The 20,535-nt window shown below is 71.7% G+C and carries 18 protein-coding genes; 10 read left to right on the top strand and 8 right to left on the bottom strand.

Features of this window, described 5'->3' with window-relative positions:
- The first annotated feature begins 66 nt into the window (after positions 1-66).
- Positions 67-1,938: a glycosyltransferase family 39 protein gene (locus tag DEJ09_RS08285; RefSeq protein ID WP_181433310.1), complete on the top strand. Its 1,872-nt coding sequence runs from the start codon at positions 67-69 to the stop codon at positions 1,936-1,938.
- Positions 1,939-2,048: 110 nt separating this feature from the next.
- Positions 2,049-3,080, top strand: a complete 1,032-nt coding sequence (locus DEJ09_RS08290; RefSeq protein WP_111029461.1) for a lysylphosphatidylglycerol synthase domain-containing protein — start codon at positions 2,049-2,051, stop codon at positions 3,078-3,080.
- Positions 3,081-3,371: 291 nt separating this feature from the next.
- Here the strand turns inward: DEJ09_RS08290 and DEJ09_RS08295 are convergent, their stop codons facing one another.
- Together DEJ09_RS08295 and DEJ09_RS08300 are read right to left on the bottom strand one after the other, a co-directional pair.
- On the bottom strand, positions 3,372-4,928 hold the full coding sequence (locus tag DEJ09_RS08295) for a DUF2142 domain-containing protein (protein ID WP_111088165.1): 1,557 nt from the start codon (positions 4,926-4,928) through the stop codon (positions 3,372-3,374).
- A gap of 15 nt (positions 4,929-4,943) precedes the next feature.
- Positions 4,944-5,432, bottom strand: a complete 489-nt coding sequence (locus DEJ09_RS08300; RefSeq protein WP_071406423.1) for a GtrA family protein — start codon at positions 5,430-5,432, stop codon at positions 4,944-4,946.
- Between the two features lie 113 nt (positions 5,433-5,545).
- Between DEJ09_RS08300 and DEJ09_RS08305 the strand changes: the two genes are divergently transcribed.
- The 6 genes from DEJ09_RS08305 (at position 5,546) to DEJ09_RS08330 (ending at position 11,575) form a co-directional block, all read left to right on the top strand.
- Positions 5,546-6,682, top strand: a complete 1,137-nt coding sequence (locus DEJ09_RS08305) for a 5-(carboxyamino)imidazole ribonucleotide synthase (protein ID WP_111031918.1) — start codon at positions 5,546-5,548, stop codon at positions 6,680-6,682.
- A gap of 221 nt (positions 6,683-6,903) precedes the next feature.
- Positions 6,904-8,559, top strand: coding sequence for a glycoside hydrolase family 6 protein (locus DEJ09_RS18090; RefSeq protein WP_111088166.1), 1,656 nt, complete (start codon positions 6,904-6,906; stop codon positions 8,557-8,559).
- Between the two features lie 78 nt (positions 8,560-8,637).
- Positions 8,638-9,735, top strand: coding sequence for a glycosyltransferase (locus DEJ09_RS08315; RefSeq protein WP_111088167.1), 1,098 nt, complete (start codon positions 8,638-8,640; stop codon positions 9,733-9,735).
- Between the two features lie 54 nt (positions 9,736-9,789).
- The gene (gene purE / locus DEJ09_RS08320) at positions 9,790-10,257 is read left to right on the top strand and encodes a 5-(carboxyamino)imidazole ribonucleotide mutase (RefSeq protein ID WP_111088180.1); all 468 of its coding nucleotides are present in this window, start codon (positions 9,790-9,792) and stop codon (positions 10,255-10,257) included.
- 40 nt (positions 10,258-10,297) lie between these two features.
- Entirely contained in the window at positions 10,298-10,570 is a 273-nt protein-coding gene (locus tag DEJ09_RS08325; RefSeq protein WP_111046855.1) for a hypothetical protein, read from the top strand.
- A 237-nt stretch (positions 10,571-10,807) separates the two neighbouring features.
- On the top strand, positions 10,808-11,575 hold the full coding sequence (locus DEJ09_RS08330; RefSeq protein ID WP_111029466.1) for a family 16 glycosylhydrolase: 768 nt from the start codon (positions 10,808-10,810) through the stop codon (positions 11,573-11,575).
- Positions 11,576-11,588: 13 nt separating this feature from the next.
- Here DEJ09_RS08330 and DEJ09_RS08335 read toward each other — a convergent pair whose 3' ends face one another.
- The 6 genes from DEJ09_RS08335 to DEJ09_RS08360 all read right to left on the bottom strand — a co-directional run bounded on the left by DEJ09_RS08335 (position 11,589) and on the right by DEJ09_RS08360 (position 18,811).
- Positions 11,589-12,731 (bottom strand): glycosyltransferase family 1 protein, encoded by a 1,143-nt coding sequence (locus DEJ09_RS08335; protein ID WP_111088168.1) that lies wholly within the window; start codon positions 12,729-12,731, stop codon positions 11,589-11,591.
- A 190-nt stretch (positions 12,732-12,921) separates the two neighbouring features.
- Positions 12,922-13,773 (bottom strand): dTDP-4-dehydrorhamnose reductase, encoded by an 852-nt coding sequence (gene rfbD / locus DEJ09_RS08340; protein WP_111088169.1) that lies wholly within the window; start codon positions 13,771-13,773, stop codon positions 12,922-12,924.
- 11 nt (positions 13,774-13,784) lie between these two features.
- On the bottom strand, positions 13,785-14,771 hold the full coding sequence (gene rfbB / locus DEJ09_RS08345; RefSeq protein ID WP_111088170.1) for a dTDP-glucose 4,6-dehydratase: 987 nt from the start codon (positions 14,769-14,771) through the stop codon (positions 13,785-13,787).
- Entirely contained in the window at positions 14,768-16,324 is a 1,557-nt protein-coding gene (locus tag DEJ09_RS08350) for a glycosyltransferase family 39 protein (protein ID WP_111088171.1), read from the bottom strand. Before DEJ09_RS08350 ends, rfbB begins: the two co-directional genes overlap by 4 nt.
- On the bottom strand, positions 16,321-17,880 hold the full coding sequence (locus DEJ09_RS08355) for a glycosyltransferase family 39 protein (protein ID WP_111088172.1): 1,560 nt from the start codon (positions 17,878-17,880) through the stop codon (positions 16,321-16,323). Before DEJ09_RS08355 ends, DEJ09_RS08350 begins: the two co-directional genes overlap by 4 nt.
- Positions 17,870-18,811, bottom strand: a complete 942-nt coding sequence (locus DEJ09_RS08360) for a glycosyltransferase family 2 protein (protein ID WP_111029469.1) — start codon at positions 18,809-18,811, stop codon at positions 17,870-17,872. Before DEJ09_RS08360 ends, DEJ09_RS08355 begins: the two co-directional genes overlap by 11 nt.
- Before the next feature lie 98 nt (positions 18,812-18,909).
- Between DEJ09_RS08360 and DEJ09_RS08365 the strand changes: the two genes are divergently transcribed.
- Entirely contained in the window at positions 18,910-19,518 is a 609-nt protein-coding gene (locus DEJ09_RS08365; protein ID WP_071406436.1) for a dTDP-4-dehydrorhamnose 3,5-epimerase family protein, read from the top strand.
- Between the two features lie 14 nt (positions 19,519-19,532).
- Positions 19,533-20,396, top strand: coding sequence for a glucose-1-phosphate thymidylyltransferase RfbA (rfbA, locus tag DEJ09_RS08370; protein ID WP_111088173.1), 864 nt, complete (start codon positions 19,533-19,535; stop codon positions 20,394-20,396).
- The last annotated feature ends 139 nt before the right edge of the window (positions 20,397-20,535 follow it).

Consider the following 20,535-nt stretch of genomic DNA (forward strand, 5'->3'; position numbering starts at 1 on the left):
CTCCCACACGCCGAGCGGGGCCCGCGATCCGCCTCGGTGCGGTCCGGCAAGCGAACGGATGTCATGATGAAGCACGTGACCGTGACGACGACCGCAGCACCGCAGAGCACCCACGAGCCCGCACGACGGCGTTCGGGGGCGGGTGCGCGACGGTACCGGCACGTCGTCGCACCCCTGATCCTGGGCGTCCTCGTGGTGATCGGGGTCGCCCTGAGCGCCGCCGTGGCGTACCACAACCGCCTCGGGGTGACGAACGTCGACGGCATCTCCTACATGGGCATCGCGCGCGAGTACGCGAACGGCTGGCTGCCCGACGCGATCAACGCGTACTGGTCGCCGCTGGTCTCGTGGATGATGGCGCCGTTCATCGCCCTCGGGCTCGGCATGCAGACGGCCTTCGCGATCGTGAACTGCTTCGCCGTGGCCGTCGTGCTGGGCATCGGCGGGTGGCTGGTCTGGTCGCAGAACCACCGCATCGTCCCGGCCGTGCTCTTCATGGTCACCGCGATCCCCGCCCTGATGAGCGCCGTGTCGGTGCAGACCCCGGACCTGCTCGTCGTCGCGTGGATCGTCGGGTTCCTCTGGGCGCTCCGGTGGGCCGACCAGGCGCTGCACGGTTCGACGCGTGCGCGGGTCGCCTCCGGCGCGGTGCTCGGCGTCGTGGCCGCGCTCGGGTACTTCACCAAGCTCTTCCTGCTGCCCGTGGCCGTCGGTGCCGTGATCCTCTGGCTGCTGCTGCGCGTCTGGTCCGCCCGTCGCCGCCGTGAGCCCGTCCGGCACTGGTGGACGGCCCCGGTCGCCACGATCGTCGTGTTCGCCGTCGTCATCGCCCCGTGGGTCGGCGCACTGACCCTCAAGTACGGCACGGTGACGCTCGGGTCGTCGCTCTCGGTCAACATCGGTTCGAAGTTCGACGACGGCGGCCGTGCCACGGACTGGCCGTTCCTGCCGGTCCCGCCCAACGACCACGCCTTCTCGCCCAACGAGGACTTCACCCCGTCGGTCTACAAGCAGGGCCCGATGGACAACCCGGACCCCGCCGTGGTTCCGCCGCCCACGCAGTCGACCACCGAGGACACCGCGCCGAAGGTCACGAAGGAGTCCGGCATCGCGGCCCGCGCCGGGTACTACCTGCACGAGCGCATGCTCGCCCTGCCGTACTACCTGCAGAAGATCAGCACCTTCGCCCCGTTCGCGGCGCCGATCGCCCTGCTCTTCGCGGCGGCACTCGTCATCGGTGTCGTGCGGTTCCGCCGCTACGCGTTCACCTGCATCGTCGCGGCGACGACCCTGGTGTACTTCGTCGGCTACGGCATGATCACCTCGTCGTCGAGCGGCGGCGGCAACGCCCGGTACTACTGGCCGCTGTTCTACCTGACGGCGATGATCGGCGCGCTCATGCTGCCGGCCGTCTGGCGGCTGGTGCGCCGTCGGGGTGTGGTCCGGACGATCGTGGCGTGCGTCGCGATCGCCGTCGTGCCGGTCGCCTCGTACACGCAGAACTGGTTCGGGTCTCCGGCGCCGTTCTACCCGTCGGTCAACCGCACCGAGGCGCTGCGCGTGTTCGGGCCGACGGACGTGCCGGAGATCGTCCGGCTCGCCGACCAGATCCGGGCGAGCGGCGCGCTGCCCGAGGACGCCACCGTCATCGGCTCGAACTACCGCTCGCTCTCCTCGCTCGCGTTCCTGACCGACACGCGTGTGTACGGTCGCTCAGGTCAGGGCTACACGTACCACTCGGACGCGATGCGCAACCTGTTCATCGACGAGGGCGTGCAGTACTTCGTGCAGTTCGACCCGGCGACCGCCCCGGCCCGCGACTACTCGGTGGCCGGCAAGCTGGTCGGCACGTACAACGCGACGATCTCGTGCAGCGCCGACCGCTCCACCGACCCGGAGATCCCCTGCCGCGTGCAGATCGTCAAGCTCGCCCGGTGACGCTCGATCGTTGACGTCCCCGGTACCCGCTCCCTGCGGCAGCACCGCAGGGAGCGGCCCGACCCAGCGTCTACCATGACCTGAGCCCGTGACCTGAGCAGGAGACCCGTTTGTCCGCAAGCACCAGCGACACCCCCGCGCCCGAGGGGAAGCGTCCGTCGAAGCGACGACGGTTCCTCGGCAAGGCGATCCCCATCGCCTTCTACGTCCTGCTCGCGGTGTTCCTCGTGCTGTACGTCCGGAGCGTCGACTGGGGACAGCTCGCCGGGCTCGACTGGCAGTGGTCGTGGGTGATCCTCGCGACGGTGATCAGCCTCGGCTTCCGGTACTGGGGCGTCGGCATCTGGTTCTACCTGCTGCGACGGCTCGGTGCGACCGGGCTCAAGGGCAGCGGCGTCACCCTGACCTACGTGTACGCGAAGTCCTGGATGGGCCGCTACATCCCCGGTGCCGCGACCTGGATCATCGGCAAGGTCTACTTCGCCTCGAAGCACGGCGTCTCGAAGGCCCGCCTCGGCGTGAGCGGGCTGCTCGAGGGCGCCCTGCAGATCGCCGCCACCCTGGCCCTGGCGCTCGTGCTGCTGCTCATCGACCCGCGGACGCACAACCTCGACCCGTGGCTGATCGTCCTGATGATCGCGGCGTTCGTGGGCTGCGTCGTCTGCCTGATCCCGCGCGTGTTCGTGTTCCTGATCGGGATCGCGCTGAAGATCCTGCGTCGCAAGCCGCTCGAGGCCGACGTCCGTCCGAACCTCGGCACCGTCCTCGGCGGAGCCGGGCTCTACGTCGCCGGCGCGGTCCTGTCCGGCACGGCGTACTACTTCATCACCCTCGGCGTGTACCCGTCGCTGAAGCTCACCGACGCGGCGTTCGTGATCGGCGCCGCGAGCATGGCCTCGGCGATCAGCATGCTGGCCGTCTTCGCCCCCGGCGGACTCGGCGTCCGGGAGGGCGTGCAAGCCCTCCTGCTCGCGCTCGTCATGCCGGCGCCCATCGCACTGGTCGTGGTCGTCGTCACCCGTGTCTGGAGCCTCGCGGTCGACGGACTCTTCCTGCTCTGCGCCGCGGCCCCGACGTGGTTCCGGCGCAACCGCCCGACCGACGACCCCTCCGCGGTCGAGGGCGGCGTCCCCGCCGCCTGACGCGCGTCGCGCGCAGCGCTTCGTGAGCAGCAATGGTCGGGTCCGGATGACGGACCCGACCATTCCTGCTCACGGAGTGGGGCGCCGGTCGCGCGTGACGACGGACGGGAGGCCCGTGCCAGCTGGCACCGGGCCTCCCGTCCGTCTGTGGGTGCGCCCACCGCACGCCGCGCGCCGTCCGCCGAGGGGTCACGAAGTGTCGTCTGCGGCCTCGCCTGCCGACAGTTCGCGACCCCTCGGCGCCGGGCCTGCGGCACGTCGTGCCACCTCGGCGCTCCGCGGCCGGGCGTGTCAGCGGACGGGAACCGTCGTCGCCAGGGTCCGACGGTCGGCGCGCGCGACCTGCACGACCGACGCGACGAGCCCCACCGCGACCAGGGCCACGACGACGACGAGCACCGCGGGTGGCACCGGCCCGATCTCGGAGTACCGCAGCAGCCCGCGGCCCGTCACCGGGAACATCGCCGCGTTCCAGAACCAGGCCGACGCCACCGCGAAGCCGTACACGCCCACCGCGGGCAGCACGACGGCCAGCGCGACCGCGGCCCAGGATCGTGCCCGGCCGGCCGGCACCAGTCGTCGCCACGCGAGCGCGCTCAGCACGATCAGGCAGACGATCGCGGGGAAGTAGTACCGGCCCTGGGTGGCGGCGACCTCGGTGGTGGTGAGGTACGAGTGCGCGCTCGTGCGGTTCTGGATGCCGATCAGGAGCGCCGGGAACACCGCGAGGCACAGGGCCACCCGCAGGTCCGGGCCCCGGCGGAACGCCCAGCCGACCAGCACCACGAGAGCGACGAGGGTCAGGACGGCGGTGAGCAGGTCGCCGATGGTCACCTGGGCGCGACCGCCGAAGCTGCCCCAGAACGTGCGCGACAGGGTGCCCCAGCTGACGTCGAGGAAGTGTCCGAGCGTGGGGCTCTCGCCCGGTGGGAAGTCCTTCGGGGGCCGCATCGCCGTGTAGCCGTTCGGCTGGATCCGGCCGTACGACACGAGGTTGTGCAGCCACCACCAGGCACCGATGCCGCCGGAGACCGCCATCGTGACGACCGTGCGGACGATCCGTTGCCGCAGGGAGAGCACCCCGGCGCCGGCGAACAGCACCACCACCGCGACGAACGGCACCGCCGGCAACCCGGTGCCCTTGATCCAGACCAGGGCCCCGAGGGCCACCGCCAGTGCGATCGTGGTGCGCCAGCGGGTGTCACCGGTGAGCAGACGGGTGGCGAGCCAGACGACGATCCCGGCGACCAGCAGCACCGGGGCGTCGTTCGAGAACGACGAGCCGATGGACGCGAGCTCGGGCGTCGCGAACACGGCGAGGGCCCCGATCAACGCGGCGCGTGGGCTGCGGGTCACCCGGCGCACCGATGCCCAGGCGAGCAGGGGGAGCGCGGTGACGGCCAGCACGTCGGCCAGGCGGAGGGCGATGAACGCGTGGTCCCAGCGGAGCTCGCCGAAGTCGACGGCCCGGAGCACGGCGGCGCCGGCCAGGTAGGCGGTCGGCGGGTGCTGGGTCATCTGGTTGACCGTCGCCGAGGGCCCGGGTGCGTTCTGCAGCAGCTCGCTCACCGTCGACCACTCGTCGGACGGCTTCGTCGCCTGTTCGACCTTCGCGGCCTGCACGGCGTTGGTGACGTGCAGCTCGCCGGGGGCCGCCCAGGCGTCACCGAGGGCGACGTGCACGGCGGCGTCGATGTGCGCGGTCTCGTCGGGGGCCTCGAACACCGGGACGAGCAACGCCCACGCCACCAGCCAGAGCCCGAAGGTCGCCGTGATCACCGCGATCGCGACACGTTCCCAGCGCGCGGTGCGGGGTGGGGCGGGGGTGGTGGTCGTCTCGGCCGTCACCCCACCGATCCTAGGTCAGACGTCGTGGGGGACCCGCGGGCCGTCGGACACCGACTCGTCCGCGGCGGCCGGCTGCGTGGCCGTGCGCTCGGGGTGGTAGACCCAGACCTTGTAGAGCCAGAACCGGAAGACCGTGCCGAGCACGAGCCCGATGATGTTCGCGACGTTGTCGGCGAGCACCGAGGTGAGCCCCATCGCGTAGTGCGACACCCCGAGGCAGGCGAGCGCGATGACCATGCCGCCGAGCGACACGACGACGAACTCGATGCCCTCGCGGGTGGCCACGGCGCGACGCTGCTCGCGGAACGTCCAGTACCGGTTGCCCATCCAGTTCACGAAGATCGCCACGACGGTGGAGATGACCTTCGCCCAGAACGGCCCCGAGTGGACGTCCTCGGGGTTCAGGACGGTGATGCGCAGCACGTTGAACACCGTGGTGTCCACGACGAAGCCGACGGCACCGACGACGCCGAAGCGTGCCAGCTGGGCGATGAGGCGCCGCACGAGCCCTCCAGGATCCGTAGAGTTGTGACCGGTCGTGCAGAGCGCGACCCGAACAGCGATTGTAGACAACGCGTTCCCACCGCACGGTGGGAGCGCCGGAAGGATCACACAGCATGGCGTTGCGCGTCGGGGTCATCGGTGGGGGACAGCTGGCACGGATGATGGTGCCGGCCGCGGTCGAACTGGGGATCGACATCCGGGTGCTCGCCGAGGGGCCGGGCATGTCCGCCGCGATCGCCGCCACCGCCGAGGGTGACTACCACGACGCCGCCACGGTGCTCGAGTTCGCCCGACAGGTCGACGTCGTGACCTTCGACCACGAGCACGTGCCGCAGGACGTCCTGCGCAGCCTGGTCGACGCGGGCGTGTCGGTCCACCCCGGACCGGACGCGCTGGCCGTCGCCCAGGACAAGATCACCATGCGTCGCCGGCTGAGCGAACTCGGACTGCCGGTGCCCGACTGGGCCGCCGTGCAGGGACCCGACGACCTCCGAGCGTTCCTGGCGGACCACGGTGGCCGTGCCGTCGTCAAGACGCCGCGGGGCGGGTACGACGGCAAGGGCGTCCGGGTCGTCTCCGACGCGTCCGACGTCGACGACTGGTTCATCGCCGTGGCCGAGGCCGGCGGCGACCAGGCCCTCCTGGTCGAGGAGCTCGTCCCCTTCACCCGCGAGCTCGCGCAGTCCGTGGCACGCCGTCCCTCCGGGCAGGTCGTCGCCTGGCCGCTCGTCGAGACCGTGCAGCGCGACGGGGTCTGCGCCGAGGTCATCGCACCGGCCCCGGACAGCGCCGGCCGGATCGCCGACCTGACCGAGTCGATCGCCGTCCGCATCGCGGAGGAACTCGGTGTGACCGGCGTGCTGGCGGTCGAGCTGTTCCAGACCGACGACGAGCGCATCCTCATCAACGAGCTCGCGATGCGTCCGCACAACACCGGGCACTGGACCATCGACGGCGCCACCACGAGCCAGTTCGAACAGCACCTGCGCGCTGTCCTCGACCTGCCGCTCGGGGCCACCGGCTCGTTCGCCCCCGCGTCCGTCATGGTCAACGTGCTCGGCGGGCCCGCGGACGGCGACCTCGCCGCCCGGTACCCCGCAGCGCTCGACGCCTTCCCCGAGGCGAAGTACCACTTCTACGGCAAGGCGCCCCGGCCCGGCCGGAAGATCGGGCACGTCACGGTGCTCGGCGACGACGTCGACGACGTCGTCTACCGCGCCCGCGCGGCCGCGGCGCACTTCGACGACTGAGCCGGTGTCCGCGACACCGGGTGGCGTCCTCGACGTGACCGGATGACGGACGGGAGGCCCGTGGCGACGCCGTCACGGGCCTCCCGTCCGTCGCAGGTGCGGGACACACTTGTCGGCCGCTCTGCGGACACCCCCTCGGGTGGCACCCGCTCGGGAGGCTGGCGGGAGCCGGGAGCGCGTGTTCCCCTGGTACAGTCCGCGCCCACCGTCCAGGGAGTCCCATGCGCCGCCGTCCGCGTCGTGCCGCCGTCTGCGGTGCAGCCATCGCCCTCGTCGCAGCCGTCGCCGGCCTGCTGCCGACCGCGACCGCGTCCGCAGCGACCTCGGCCTCGACCATCCGCTCGGCCACGTCCGCGTCGCTCTACGGCGCCGGGCCGTACCGGTCGCCGACGAGCGAGGCCGCGAAGGCGCAGGCCGCCCTGGCCGCCACCGACCCGGCCGGGGCCGCGGCGGCGAAGACCATCGCCGGGTACCCCGTCGCGACCTGGCTCGGCGACTGGAGCCAGGGGACGCAGCTGACCAAGACCATCAGCACCGCCCTCACCGGTGCCGAACAGTCCGGCACCATCCCCGTGTTCGTGCTCTACGCGATCCCCGACCGTGACTGCGGCGGGTACTCCGCCGGCGGCTTCGACGAGGGGTCCTACGACGCCTGGGTCGACCAGGTCACCGCGGCGCTGGCGGGCCACCGCGCAGCCGTCATCGTCGAACCGGACTCGCTCGCGATGCTCAGCAACGCCAAGTGCAGCACCGCGCTCGACGAGCAGCGCTACCGGATCCTGTCCCGCACCGTCGCCGGGCTGACCGCCGCCGGGGTCCCCGCCTACCTGGACGCCGGCAACTCGAACTGGGTGCAGCCCGCGCTGATGGCGTCGCGGCTGAACAGCGCGGGCGTCCAGCAGGCCCGCGGGTTCTTCACCAACGTCGCGAACTACTACCCGACCGCCCAGGAGCAGGCGTACGCACAGAAGGTGTCCGTCGCCACCGGGGGCTCGCACTACGTGATCGACACCTCGCGCAACGGGCAGGGCTGGCGCGGCACCTGGTGCAACGGACCGGGGGCCGGGCTCGGCACCTCGCCCCGGGTGGTGTCCGACGGCACGGCGCTCGACGCCCTGCTGTGGGTCAAGACCCCCGGCGCGAGCGACGGCACCTGCAACGGGGCGCCGGCCGCCGGCAAGTGGTTCTCGACCTACGCACAGGCCCTCGTCGCGAACGCACGCCTGGGTGTGCCCGCCGCCGACCTGACCCCCCGTGGCACGCTCGAGGCCGTCGCCGGCACCGGCGGCGGCGTCCGCGTGTCCGGGTGGGCCTACGACGAGGACGACCCCACGCAGCCCGTGCGGGTCCGTGCCACCGTCGACGGTGTCCCCGCCGGCGTCACCACCGCCGGGCTCGACCGGCCGGACGTCGACGCACGCTCCGGGGTCGGCGCGACCCACGGCTTCGACGTCGTGGTGCCCACCGCGGCAGGCGCTCGCCGCGTCTGCGTCACCGCGGTGAACATCGGCGCGGGGTCGGACACGCCGCTCGGTTGCTCGACCGTCCGCGCCTACCGGCACGACCCGTACGCCGAACTGGAGTCCGCGAAGGCCGTGACCCGGGGCATCGCGGTGCGCGGCTGGGCGTTCGACGGCGACGCGGTGGCCTCGGCGAGCCGGGTGGCGATCACCGTCGACGGCAAGCGGGTGACGTCGCTGGACGCCGGTCGGAAGCGCGCCGACGTGGACGCGACCTGGGGCTCCGGTGGGTCGCACGGCTTCGCGGGCACCGTCCGGGCGGCGGTCGGCAAGCACACCGTCTGCGCGATCGTCCACAACACCGGGAGCGGCGCGGACCGCAGGGCGTCGCCGTGCCGGACGGTGACGGTGCGCTGAGGGGGCGTCCACCGTGCGGCGTCCGCCGTGCGGCGTTCGCCGTGCGGTGCGAGGTGCCAGGTGCGAGAGGATGGGCGCATGCCGCGTGATCTCGTCCGCCGGGCCGCCGGACGCCTGCGCCGCGCCGTCGCAGGTGCCCCGCCACAGCCGGCGCCCCTGCCCGTCCTCGGGTACGTCGTCGCGGGCGGTGGCGGCGCCCACCCGGCCTCGGCACACGTCCGTGTCGTCCGCCGCACCGAGCACCTGGCTGCGAGCGGCACCGCCGAGGTACGCCAGGTGGACCCGGCGGCGTTCGTCGACGGCTCCGACCAGGCGCCCTACGCCGCACTCCTGGTGCAGCGGGACATCCTTCCCCGTGCCGACGTGCAGCCCTTCCTGGCAGCAGCCGCCTCCCGGGGCATCCGCGTCGTGGCCGAGGTCGACGACGACTTCTTCACCGAGTCCGGACGCGCCCGCTTGGCCCGCGCCGAGTACGACCCCGACCGGCTCGCCTCGATCGACGCCCTGGTGCGCGGTGCCGACACCGTCGTCGTGAGCACGCCCGAACTCGCCGACGTGGTCCGTCCGGTGGCGCGGGACGTCGTCGTCGTGCCGAACGCCCTCGACCCGACGATCTGGACTGCCGGCCCCACCGCGGACGACGACGAGCGGCCCGCGGGGGAGCACCGGGTGCTGTACATGGGCACGCTCACCCACGCCGCCGACCTCGAGCTCCTGCGTGACGTCTTCGCCGACCTCACCACCGCCGACGGCACCCCGATCCGGCTCGAGGTCATCGGGGTGACCGACGAGGGCGGTGCCGACTGGTTCCGCCGGGTCGAGGTGCCCGACGGGCACTACCCGGCGTTCTCCCGATGGCTCGTGGCGCACCGGGAGCGCTGGCGGGCGGGCGTCGCACCGCTCCGTGACGAGGAGTTCAACCGCGCGAAGAGCGACCTGAAGTTCCTCGAGTACACCGCGCTCGGGCTGCCCGCCGTGGTGTCCGACCGTCCGTCCTACGCCGTCGCACGGGCCCACGGGGCCGTGGCCGTGCCGGACGACGTGTCGGCGTGGCGGGACGCCGTCCGGACCGCCGTCGAACGTGGCCGGGTGGACGAGGGGGCGGCCCGCTGGGTCGCCGAGGACCGCACGATCGGCCGAGACGGCGACACCTGGCGACGCGTGCTGCTCGGCTAGGCTCGTCGCGTGACCGACACCGCCGCACCCGCACAGCCGCTCGTCTCGATCATCATGGGGTCGGACTCCGACTGGCCGACCATGCGGGCCGCGGCGGACATCCTCACCGAACTCGGCATCCCGTTCGAGGCGGACGTCGTGTCGGCGCACCGCACCCCGGACAAGATGACCCGCTTCGCCCGCGGCGCCGCCGACCGTGGCATCCGGGTCGTCATCGCCGGGGCCGGTGGCGCGGCACACCTGCCGGGCATGGTCGCCTCGATGACGACGCTCCCGGTGATCGGCGTCCCGGTGCAGCTCGCGCGTCTCGACGGCCTCGACTCGCTGCTCTCCATCGTGCAGATGCCGGCGGGGATCCCGGTCGCGACGATGGCGATCAACGGTGCCGCCAACGCCGGTCTGCTGGCCGCGCGCATCATCGGTTCCTCGGAGCCGGCCGTCGCCGCTCGCCTGACCGAGTACGCCGACGGGCTCGAGCGCCTGGTCGAGGAGAAGGCGGCGCGCCTCCGCGACTCGCTCTGAGGCCGCCGCTGCGGGGTCCGAGCCGCGCTACGGTAGCGGGATGCGCCGCGCCGTCCCCGTCCTCGTCCTCTCCGCGGTCGCCGTGGTCGCCGCGGTGGTCTGCGTGGTCGCTGCGGGCGCGGCCGGTCCGGTGAACCCCGTGGCGGGGTGGTTCCGCGGCGCGGGCCCGGACGTCGTGGCGACGAAGTCGCAGTTCGACTCGTGGTTCGCGGCGCTCCACGTCGCCGAGGCCGCAGCGGTCGTCGCTGTCCTCGCCGTGGTGGCCGCCGTCGTGGTCGCCGTGGTCGCTCGACGCCGTCGCGCACGGCCCTGACCCCACCACCCGACGTCGGCGCTCGGCTGATCCGACCGATGCCGACGCCACGCCACGCGCACTGACCAGGACTTCTTGCCCGACGGCTGATCCTCGCGCAAGCCCCGTTTACTGGGGGTGCGCTGAAGTGTCAACCCCCAGGCGCAGATTGTGGACAGCAACTACCGTGAACGCCGGGTAGCCGAGATCCGGCCGCCCGGCACCCACGGGAACGGGTGCGAACAGTCACGTCAGGGAGTGACCGACCTCATGCAGAAGCGCACCACCAGGAGGGCCGCACTCGCCGTCGTGCTCCTCGGAGCAGCACTCGTCGCCGGACCGCTCGGTCAGGGGACCGCAGCGACCGCCAGCTCGGCGCCGCTCGGCGACGTCGGGAACTTCAAGCAGACCTTCCGCGAGCAGTTCAGCACCGCGGCCAGTGCGAAGGGCGCCTTCGCCAAGAAGTACGCCAACTCGTGGCAGCCGTACCCGGACGGGACCGGCGGCATGTACTACTCGGGTTCGCAGATCAGCTCGCACAACGGGTACATGGACGTCAAGCTCGACGGCAAGCACGGCGCCGCCGGCACCTTCGGCACGCCGACGGGAGCCTGGGGCCACAAGGGCGGCAAGTTCATCGTCCGCGCCAAGGCCACGGGCGGTGCCGGCAACGGCGCAGCATTCATGCTCTGGCCGTCGTCCGACCGCTGGGCCGACGGGGAGATCGACTACCCCGAGGCCAACTTCGACCAGCAGCCGATGCTGCACCACCACTCGATGATCGCGGGCCAGGAGGCCAACGCGACGAGCCTGAGCACCGGCGTCTCGTGGCGTTCGTGGCACACGTACTCGATCGAGTGGATCCCCGGGAAGTCCGTGCGCTACCGCCTCGACGGCAAGGTGATCAAGACGATCACCTACGACGTGCCGAAGACCGCACACCGCTACATGTTCCAGGTGGGCGACTGGGGCGACGCGGGGCACCTGTACATCGACTGGGTCAGCACCTACACGTACAAGGGCTGACGCGCTCCGGCCGTCAGAGGTCGGCGTGCAGCTGCCAGGTCTCCGCGGCGGAGTCGGACCAGTCGTACATGCGTGCACGGTCCGGCCCTGCCACGGCCAGCCGGCTGGACAGTTGCGGGTCGTTCACGACCTGGTAGACGGCCTGTGCAAGCCGTGCGGAGTAGGACTCCCGCGGTGACCGCGCGACGGTGACGCCGGCGTCCGACGCGACCTCTGCCACGGCGGGGTCGTCGGAGTGGATCACCGGGGTGCCGAAGCTCATCGCCTCGATCACGGGCAGGCCGAAGCCCTCGGCGAGGCTGGGGAACACGAACACCGTCGCACGGTCGTAGACGACCGCGAGGTCCGCGTCGTCGATGCGGCCGAGGACCTTCACCCGGTCGCGCGACAGGCCCGCGCGCTCCGCGGTGCCGTACACGTCGACGTCGCCCCAGCCGTCCGGGCCGGAGATGACGAGGGGCACGTCGCTGGGGGCGTCCGGGTGGGCCATCGCCTCGATCAGGGACGCGAGAGCCTTGCGCGGCTCGAGCGTGCCGACCGCGAGCACGTAGCGGTCGGGCAAGCCGAGGCGCTCGGCGCGCAGGTCGGCGTCGACGGGCAGGCGGAGGCGTCCGCTCGGGGCGCCGCCGATCACGCGGAGCCGGTCGTCGAACCGGTGGATCTCGTTCAGCGCCCCCGCCACGGCATGGGTCGGCACCACGACGGCGTCGGCGTGCTTCCACGCCCGCTTCACCATCGCCTTGTGGAAGTGGACGCCGCGCGGTGTGAGGGTCTCGGGGTTGGTCCACGGCACCACGTCGTGCACGGTCACCACGGTCTGCCGGCCCGGGTCCTGGAAACGGTCGTGCTTGACCAGTGGTGCGAGCACGCTCGGCGCGTGCACCATGCCCTTCGCGATGCCGCCCACGAACCCGCCCTGCCAGGCGAGCGACAGCTCACGACGTGGCAGCGGCAGTCGCTGCAGGTCGGACAGTCCGGGCAGGAGCGTGCGCAGGTGCGCCATCTCGTCGGACCCGACGGCGGAGACCACACCCGCGACCTCGCAGCCGCTCGGCGAGTGCTCGACGAGGTGTCGCGCGAGCTCCTCGGCGTAGCGCCCGATGCCGCCCGGCACGGGCGCGACGATCTGGTCGACGATGACGTGGAGGGTGGTCATGGTGCTGTGCTCCTCGTCGTGGTTCGTGGACCCGTGGTCAGGGGGCCGAGGGCCGGCCCCGCGCTCGGCTGCCCGACACTACCAGGGTGGTCCCGGCGCCCCCTGGGCGCGGTCGGTGGTCGGACAGGAGGCGCGGGTCGGGTCCGCGGTGTGCGGAACCCGACCCGCGCCTCCCGGTCGAGAGCCGTGCCTACGCGGTCAGCGCACCCGCCGCGACCGCAGCGTGCAACGCGTCGCGCCAGTCGCGCATCGGCGCGAGTCCGGCACGCGACCAGCCGTCGTGGCCGAGCACGCTGTACGCCGGGCGCGGCGCCGGCCGGACGAAGGCGGCGCTGTCGGTGGGCAGCACGCGCTCCGGGTCGAGCCCGAGTTCGCGGTAGATGGCCTGCGTGAAGTCGAACCAGGAACCCTGGCCGGCGTTCGTCCCGTGGTAGATGCCCGCGGGGGCGTCCCCGTCGACGAGCTCGACGATCCGCGCGGCGAGGTCGCCCGTCCACGTCGGCTGGCCGACCTGGTCGGTGACGACGCTGACGGTGTCGTGCGATCCCGCGAGCCGGAGCATCGTCGCGGCGAAGTTCGGCCCGTGCGCGCCGTAGATCCACGCGGTGCGGACGACGTACGAGGTGTCCGGGGCGATCGCGCGCACGAACGCCTCGCCGGCGGCCTTGGTGCGGCCGTAGGCGTTGATCGGGTCGGTCGGGGCGTCCTCGGCGTAGGGCGCGGTGCCGTTGCCGTCGAAGACGTAGTCGGTCGACACGGTGACGAGCTTCGCGCCGTGGCGGACCGCGGCCTCGGCCAGGAGCTTCGGCCCCGTCGCGTTGACCGCGTGGGCGTCGTCCTCGTGGTCTTCCGCGTCGTCGACCTTCGTGTAGGCGGCGGAGTTGATCACGACGTCGTGCCCGGCGACGGCGGCGTCCACCGCGGCCGGGTCGGTGATGTCGAGGTCCGCCCGCGACAGCGCGGTGACGTCGCGGCCGGCGAGTGCGGCCTGGAGGTCCTGGCCGAGCATGCCGGCGGCGCCGGTGATGAGGTACCTGGTCACGGTGTGCCGGTTCAGCTCAGGGCCGCACGCTGCTTGAGCGGCTCCCACCAGGCGCGGTTGTCGCGGTACCACTGCACGACGTCGGCCAGGCCCTGCTCGAACGGCACGAGCGGCTCGTAGCCGAGCTCGGCCTGGATCTTCGAGATGTCGACCGAGTAGCGCAGGTCGTGGCCGAGACGGTCGGCGACGCGGTCGACGTACGACCAGTCCTTGCCGGTCGCGTCGAGCAGCAGCTGCGTGAGCTCCTTGTTGGTCAGCTCGGTGCCGCCGCCGATGTTGTAGATCTCGCCGGCGCGGCCACGGGTCAGGACCATCGCGATGCCACGGGTGTGGTCGTCGACGTGCAGCCAGTCGCGGATGTTGTTGCCCTCGCCGTACAGCGGCACGTGCACGTCGTCGATGAGGTTGGTGACGAAGAGCGGGATGACCTTCTCGGGGAAGTGGTACGGCCCGTAGTTGTTCGAGCAGCGCGTGATCGAGAGGTCCAGCCCGTGCGTGCGGTGGTAGCTGCGAGCGAGCAGGTCGCTGCCGGCCTTCGACGCCGAGTACGGCGAGTTCGGCTCGAGCGGGCGCTCCTCGTCCCACGAGCCCTCGCTGATGGAGCCGTAGACCTCGTCGGTGGAGACGTGCACGAACCGCTCGGTGCCGTGGCGGAGCGCGGCGTCGAGCAGGCGCTGGGTGCCCACGACGTTGGTCTCGACGAAGATGCCGGAGTCGCGGACCGAGCGGTCGACGTGGGACTCGGCGGCGAAGTGCACGATGGCGTCGACGGTCGGGACGACCTCGTCGAGCTTCGCGGCGTCGCGGATGTCGCCGTGCACGAAGGTGTAGCGGGGGGAGTCGGCGACCGGGGCGAGGTTCGCTTCGTTGCCGGAGTAGGTCAGTGCGTCGTAGACGACGACCTCGGCGCCCTCGAGGCCGGGGTACGCGTCCTCCAGCGTGCGGCGGACGAAGTTCGAGCCGATGAAGCCGGCTCCTCCGGTGACGAGGATCTTCACGAGTTCTCTTTCCTGACGGTCGGTTCGTGGGTCGGCGGCGATTCTAGCGGGCCGCTGGTGGGGTCGGCGGAGGTGCGCCACACCAGGACGACGGTCGCGACTGCGGCGGCCGCGAACACGATGGCGACCAGCAGGATCGCGAACGGTCCGGCGAGTGCGCCGCCGGCCATCGCGGAGATCCCGCCGGGCGTGATGCGGAACTGCGTGTTCTCCCACCCGCCGCGGTAGGTCAGGCCGATGCCGTACGCGCCGATCGCGAGCGAACCGACGACCGCCAACCGGGCGAGGCGTCGGCGGAGCTCCGGACGGACGACGAGGGCGTGCCACGCGACCGCCTGTGCGAGCACGAGCGCGACGACCGCGACGAACAGGAACCGGCCCTGCAGCCCGTTGCCCTGGTGCGTGCCGAGGTAGTTCCGCCAGTTGTAGGCGAGGGTGGCGACGAGGACGACCGTCGGCCAGACGAGCAGGATCGTGGTCACCCGGCGACCCGGAGCCCGGCGGGCGTACGACCACGCGATGACGGCCAGTCCGACGACCGCGAGCGTGTCGATGACCATCGCCGGCAACGGCCACTGGTTCGCACCGAGTGCGCCGAAGAACGAGGCGGTCAGGCCGTCCCACTGGCGCCCGGCGAACGCCCCGGGGTTCGCACCGCCCGCCGGGTACGGCTGTACGGTCGTGACGGCGCGCAGGGCGTCGGGCAGGAGCGTCCCGCTCACGAGCAGCGTCCGCACCCACCACCAGCCGGACACGGCGACGGCAGCGAGGACGACCACGCCGGCGTGCAGGCCCCGGCGGCCCCACGTCCGGCCCGGTGCCAGGGCGGACACGAGGACGACGAACGGGATCGCCAGGAGCCCCAGCGCGTTCAGGGCCGCCAGTCCGGTGACGGCGACGGCGAGCCCGGCGGTGGTCCACCACGAACGGTCGCCGGTCAGCACGCGTGCGCTCAGCCAGACGAGCACGGCGCCGAGCAGGACGACCGGTGCCCACACCGTGACGCCGGAGGTGACCTGCGCCAGCTGCGGGACGGCGAAGAGCAGGACCGGGGCGACGAGTGCGGTGCGGGGCGAGCGGGTCACCCGACGGACCGTCGCCCAGACCAGGACCGGCAGCGCGGTGACGAGCAGCACGTCGAACACGCGGAGCACGAGCACCGAGGTCGCCCAGTCGTGCGAGCCGAACCGGATGACGCGCAGGATCCCGGCGGCCACCAACCAGTACGTCGGCGGGTTCTGGGACATCGGGTCGATCGCGGGGGAGTCCCCGGGCACGGCCGCCAGCAGCGCGTCGACCGTGGGGCGGTCGACGGCCGGTGCCGGGTGCTCGACGATCTGGCGCACGGCGGCGAGGTAGTGCATCTCGCCGCCGTGCGGCCAGCCGAGTCCGAGTGCCAGGCGGAACGCGGCGTCGACGTGTGCGGGCTCGTCGGGTGCCCCGAAGGCCGGGGTGACGAGGGCGAAGGTCAGCAGGAAGGCGAGCCAGGCCAGCGTCACGGTGCCGAGCAGGACCCACTCGTGCCGGCCGACGAGCGGTCGCGGGGCGCTCACGCGGGGACCTCTGGACGGCGCATGAACCGGACGAGCAGCACGGCGGTGACGGTCAGTGCGACCGCGGCGACGGCGACGAGGGTGAAGTTCGTGCCGGCGGGGACCATGCCGTAGCGGTCGAACCGGCCGACCGCGAACTCGTCGACCCAGAAGGCGGCGTCGCGCCCGAAGGCCCGCAGCGCGTAGACGACGCCGTACAGCGCGATGGCCATCGCCGCGATCGACATCCCGACGGCGAGTCGGGTGGTGCCGGCTGCCGTCACGGTGACCCGGCGCCAGGCGAGGGCGCTCAGGGCGATGAGGGCGATGAGCGTGGGGTAGTAGTAGCGCCCCTGGGTGCCGGCGACGATGGTGCTCCGGACGTACCCGCCCCACCCGCTCTGCAGGTGCAGGGCGATGAGGATGACGGGGAACGACGCCAGCACGATCGCCGGGCGGAGCGACGGGCCGCGGCGGAAGCCCCAGACGACGATGCCGACGATCGACGCGATGGTCAGCCCGTCGATCAGGACCTGGGCGAGCTGGAACTGGGTGAGACCGCCGACGCTGCCCCAGAAGGTGCGCGTGACGCCGTTCCAGTAGTCGCGGAGGAACACCTCGGGGCTGGCGGCGGTGCCGGCCGGGAACGGCATCGGCGGACGTGCGCCGGCCATGCCGTCCGGCTGGATGTCGCGGTACACGAGGATGTTGCGCAGCCACCACCAGCCACCGACGACGGCGGCGAGCCCCAGGGTCCACAGCGTCCGGAGCGCGTTCCGCCAGACGGTCGCCCGGGTGCAGCCGGCGGCCATCACGGCGATGCCCACGAACGGGATCGCGGGCAGCGCGGTGCCCTTGACGAGCAGCGTCGCGCCGAGCAGCAGCCCGATCCAGATGGTCGTGCGCACCCGCAGGTCGCCGGTGAGCAGCCGCACCACGAAGTACACGAGCGCCCCGGCCAGCGGCAGCATGAGCGCGTCGTTCGTGACCGAGGTGCCGATCGAGGCGACCTCGGGCAGGGCGAACACCGCGGCACCGCCGACCAGGGCGGCCCGTGGTGACCGCGTCAGCCGACGCACGGTCGCCCACGCCAGGAACGGCAGCGGCAGGACGAGCAGGGCGTCGAACAGTCGCAGCACCATGACGGCGAGGTCCCAGCGGAGGTCCTCGAAGTGCACCAGCTGCAGGACCCCGGCGGCCAGGGCGTAGTACGTGGCGGGATGCTGCGACATCTGGTCGATGCTCGTCGGGTGCACGCCCGGGAACTCGCGGAGCAGCTCGCCCCACGTCTGGTTCACGTCGGTCGACTGCCGCATGTTGCTGATCTGGGTGTCGTGCACCGCGTTGAGGTAGTGCATCGCGCCGGGCGCCGGCCAGCCGTCACCGATCGCCAGGTGCAGCACGGCGTCGACGTGGGTCGGCTCGTCCGGGGCCTTGTACGTCGTGGTGACGACGGCCCAGACCGCGAGGACGGCGGCGAAGGCCACCGTCAACGCGATCACGAGGATGCGCTCGCGCCGCCCGACCGCGGGTCGGACGTCGGAGCGCGACACGGCCGGGGCCGTGTCAGTCGCCATACCGCTGCAGTTTCTGCAGGTCGAGCTGCTCCTCGGCCAGCGTGCGGTTGAGGCGGGTGAGGTCGGCCACGACGCCGATGACTATGGAGAGGAGCGCCGTGATGAGCAGGACGACACCGAGGATGATCGACTGCAGGTGGTTGCCGCCGGTCTGCATCGCCAGGAGCACCAGGTAGCGGATGAGCGGCCAGAGCCCGAGCGCACCGAGCACCGCGGCGACCCAGAGGAACAGGGCCATCGGCCGGTACATCAGGTAGACGCGGGCGATCGCCGAGCCGGACTCGAACATGTGCTGGAAGATGTTGTTGAAGAGCCGCGACTCGCGGGTCTTCGGGTTCGTCGTGATCGGCACCGACGCGATCGCCAGGCGCTTGTAGCCGGCCTGCACGATGGTCTCCATGCAGTAGCTGAAGCGCGTCACGATGTTCAGGCGGATGAGCGAGTACTTCGAGTACGCGCGGAACCCGCTCGCCGCGTCGGGCAGGTCGAGCCCGGCAGCGCGGCTGGCGACCCACGAGCCGAAGCGCTGCATGATCTTCTTGAAGCCGGAGAAGTGCTCGATGGTGCGCGTCTGCCGGTCGCCGATGACGATCTCGGCTTCCTTCCGGAGGATCGGCTGCACGAGCTCGGCGATCTGCGCCTGCGGGTACTGGTTGTCCCCGTCGGTGTTCACGACGATGTCCGCACCGTGCAGCAGCGCGTAGTCGACGCCGTCACGGAACGAACGGGCGAGACCCATGTTCGTGGTGTGGTGGACGAAGTGCTTGACGCCGTGCTCCTTGGCGACCTCGACGGTGCGGTCGGTGCTGCCGTCGTTGATCACCAGGATCTCGATCTCGTCGATGCCGTCGATCTCCCGCGGGATGGAGTCGATGACGCTGGCGAGGGTGTTCTCCTCGTTGAGGCAGGGGATCTGGACGAATAGCTTCACGGGCTCGCTTGGTCTCGTTTCGGGAGTCGCAGCGCGCGGGGCGCGGGGCACAGAACCAGGACAGCCTATGCGAACTCACGGCTTGCTAGGCTTCCCCGGTGCAGATCCGCGAACTGAAGATCCCTGGCGCGTGGGAGTTCACGCCCGTCCAGCACGGCGACGCACGAGGAGCATTCCTCGAGGCGTACCGCGCCGACGTGCTCGAGGAGACCGTCGGTCACCCGCTCGACCTCCGCCAGGTGAACATGTCGATCTCCGCGGCCGGTGTCGCCCGCGGGATCCACTACGCCCTCGTGGCACCGAGCCAGGCGAAGTACGTCACCGCCGTGCGTGGGGCGTTCATCGACTACATCGTCGACATCCGCGTCGGGTCCCCGACGTTCGGCCAGTGGGACTCCGTCCGGATCGACGACGTCGACCGCAAGGCCGTCTACCTGTCGGAGGGGCTCGGCCACGCGATCGTCGCGCTCGAGGACCAGTCGACCGTGAACTACCTGGTCAGCGCGCACTACAACCCCGAGCGTGAGAAGGGGATCACGATCCTCGACCCGACGGTCGGGCTCGACCTGCCCGAGGGCCTCGGCGAGCTGGTGCTGTCCGAGAAGGACACCAGCGCCCCCACCCTCGAGGAAGCCGCGGCACAGGGCCTGCTGCCGACGTACGAGGAGTGCGTCGCGTACACCGAGTCGCTCCGGACGAAGAAGTAAGGGACGGGACACCGATGAAGGGCATCATCCTCGCCGGCGGTTCCGGCACGCGCCTCTGGCCGATCACCAAGGGCATCAGCAAGCAGCTCATGCCGATCTACGACAAGCCGATGGTCTACTACCCCCTGTCGACCCTGATGATGGCGGGCGTCCGAGAGGTGTTGGTCATCACGACGCCGGAGTACAACGACCAGTTCCGGGCCCTGCTCGGCGACGGCTCGGCGCTCGGCATGGAGATCGAGTACGCCGTGCAGCCGTCCCCGGACGGTCTGGCGCAGGCCTTCGTCATCGGTGAGGAGTTCATCGGCGACGACAGCGTCGCCCTCGTCCTCGGTGACAACATCTTCCACGGCACCGGCCTCGGCACGAACCTCCGGAAGAACACCGACGTCCAGGGTGCGACGATCTTCGCGTACCACGTGGCCGACCCGAAGGCGTACGGCGTCGTGGAGTTCGACGACGACTTCACCGCCGTCTCCATCGAGGAGAAGCCGGCCGAGCCGAAGTCGAACTACGCCGTCCCCGGCCTGTACTTCTACGACAACAAGGTCATCGAGATCGCGAAGACGATCGAGCCGAGCGCCCGCGGCGAGCTCGAGATCTCCACGGTCAACGAGCGCTACCTCGAGGCCGGCGAGCTCGGCGTCCAGGTCCTCGACCGCGGCACCGCGTGGCTCGACACCGGCACGTTCGAGTCGATGATGCAGGCGTCGGAGTACGTGAAGGTCATCGAGGACCGTCAGGGCTTCAAGATCGGCTGCATCGAGGAGATCGCCTGGCGGAACGGCTGGATCGACGACGCGCAGCTCGCCGAGCTCGCCGCGCCGCTGGTCAAGGGCGGCTACGGCGTCTACCTGCAGCGACTCCTCGGCGTCTAGCTCCGCACGTGACCCCCGCCCCTGGTTGGTTCGGTCGACGCCGCCGTCCGGATGCGACGGTCTCCGGCCACCCCGGCCACCCCGGCCACCCCGGCCAGGAGGCCCGTCCCGCGTCCGCGACGGCGGCGTCCGTCGTTCC

The sequence above is a fragment of the Curtobacterium sp. MCLR17_055 genome (assembly GCF_003234305.1).
GTDB classification, from domain to species: domain Bacteria; phylum Actinomycetota; class Actinomycetes; order Actinomycetales; family Microbacteriaceae; genus Curtobacterium; species Curtobacterium flaccumfaciens.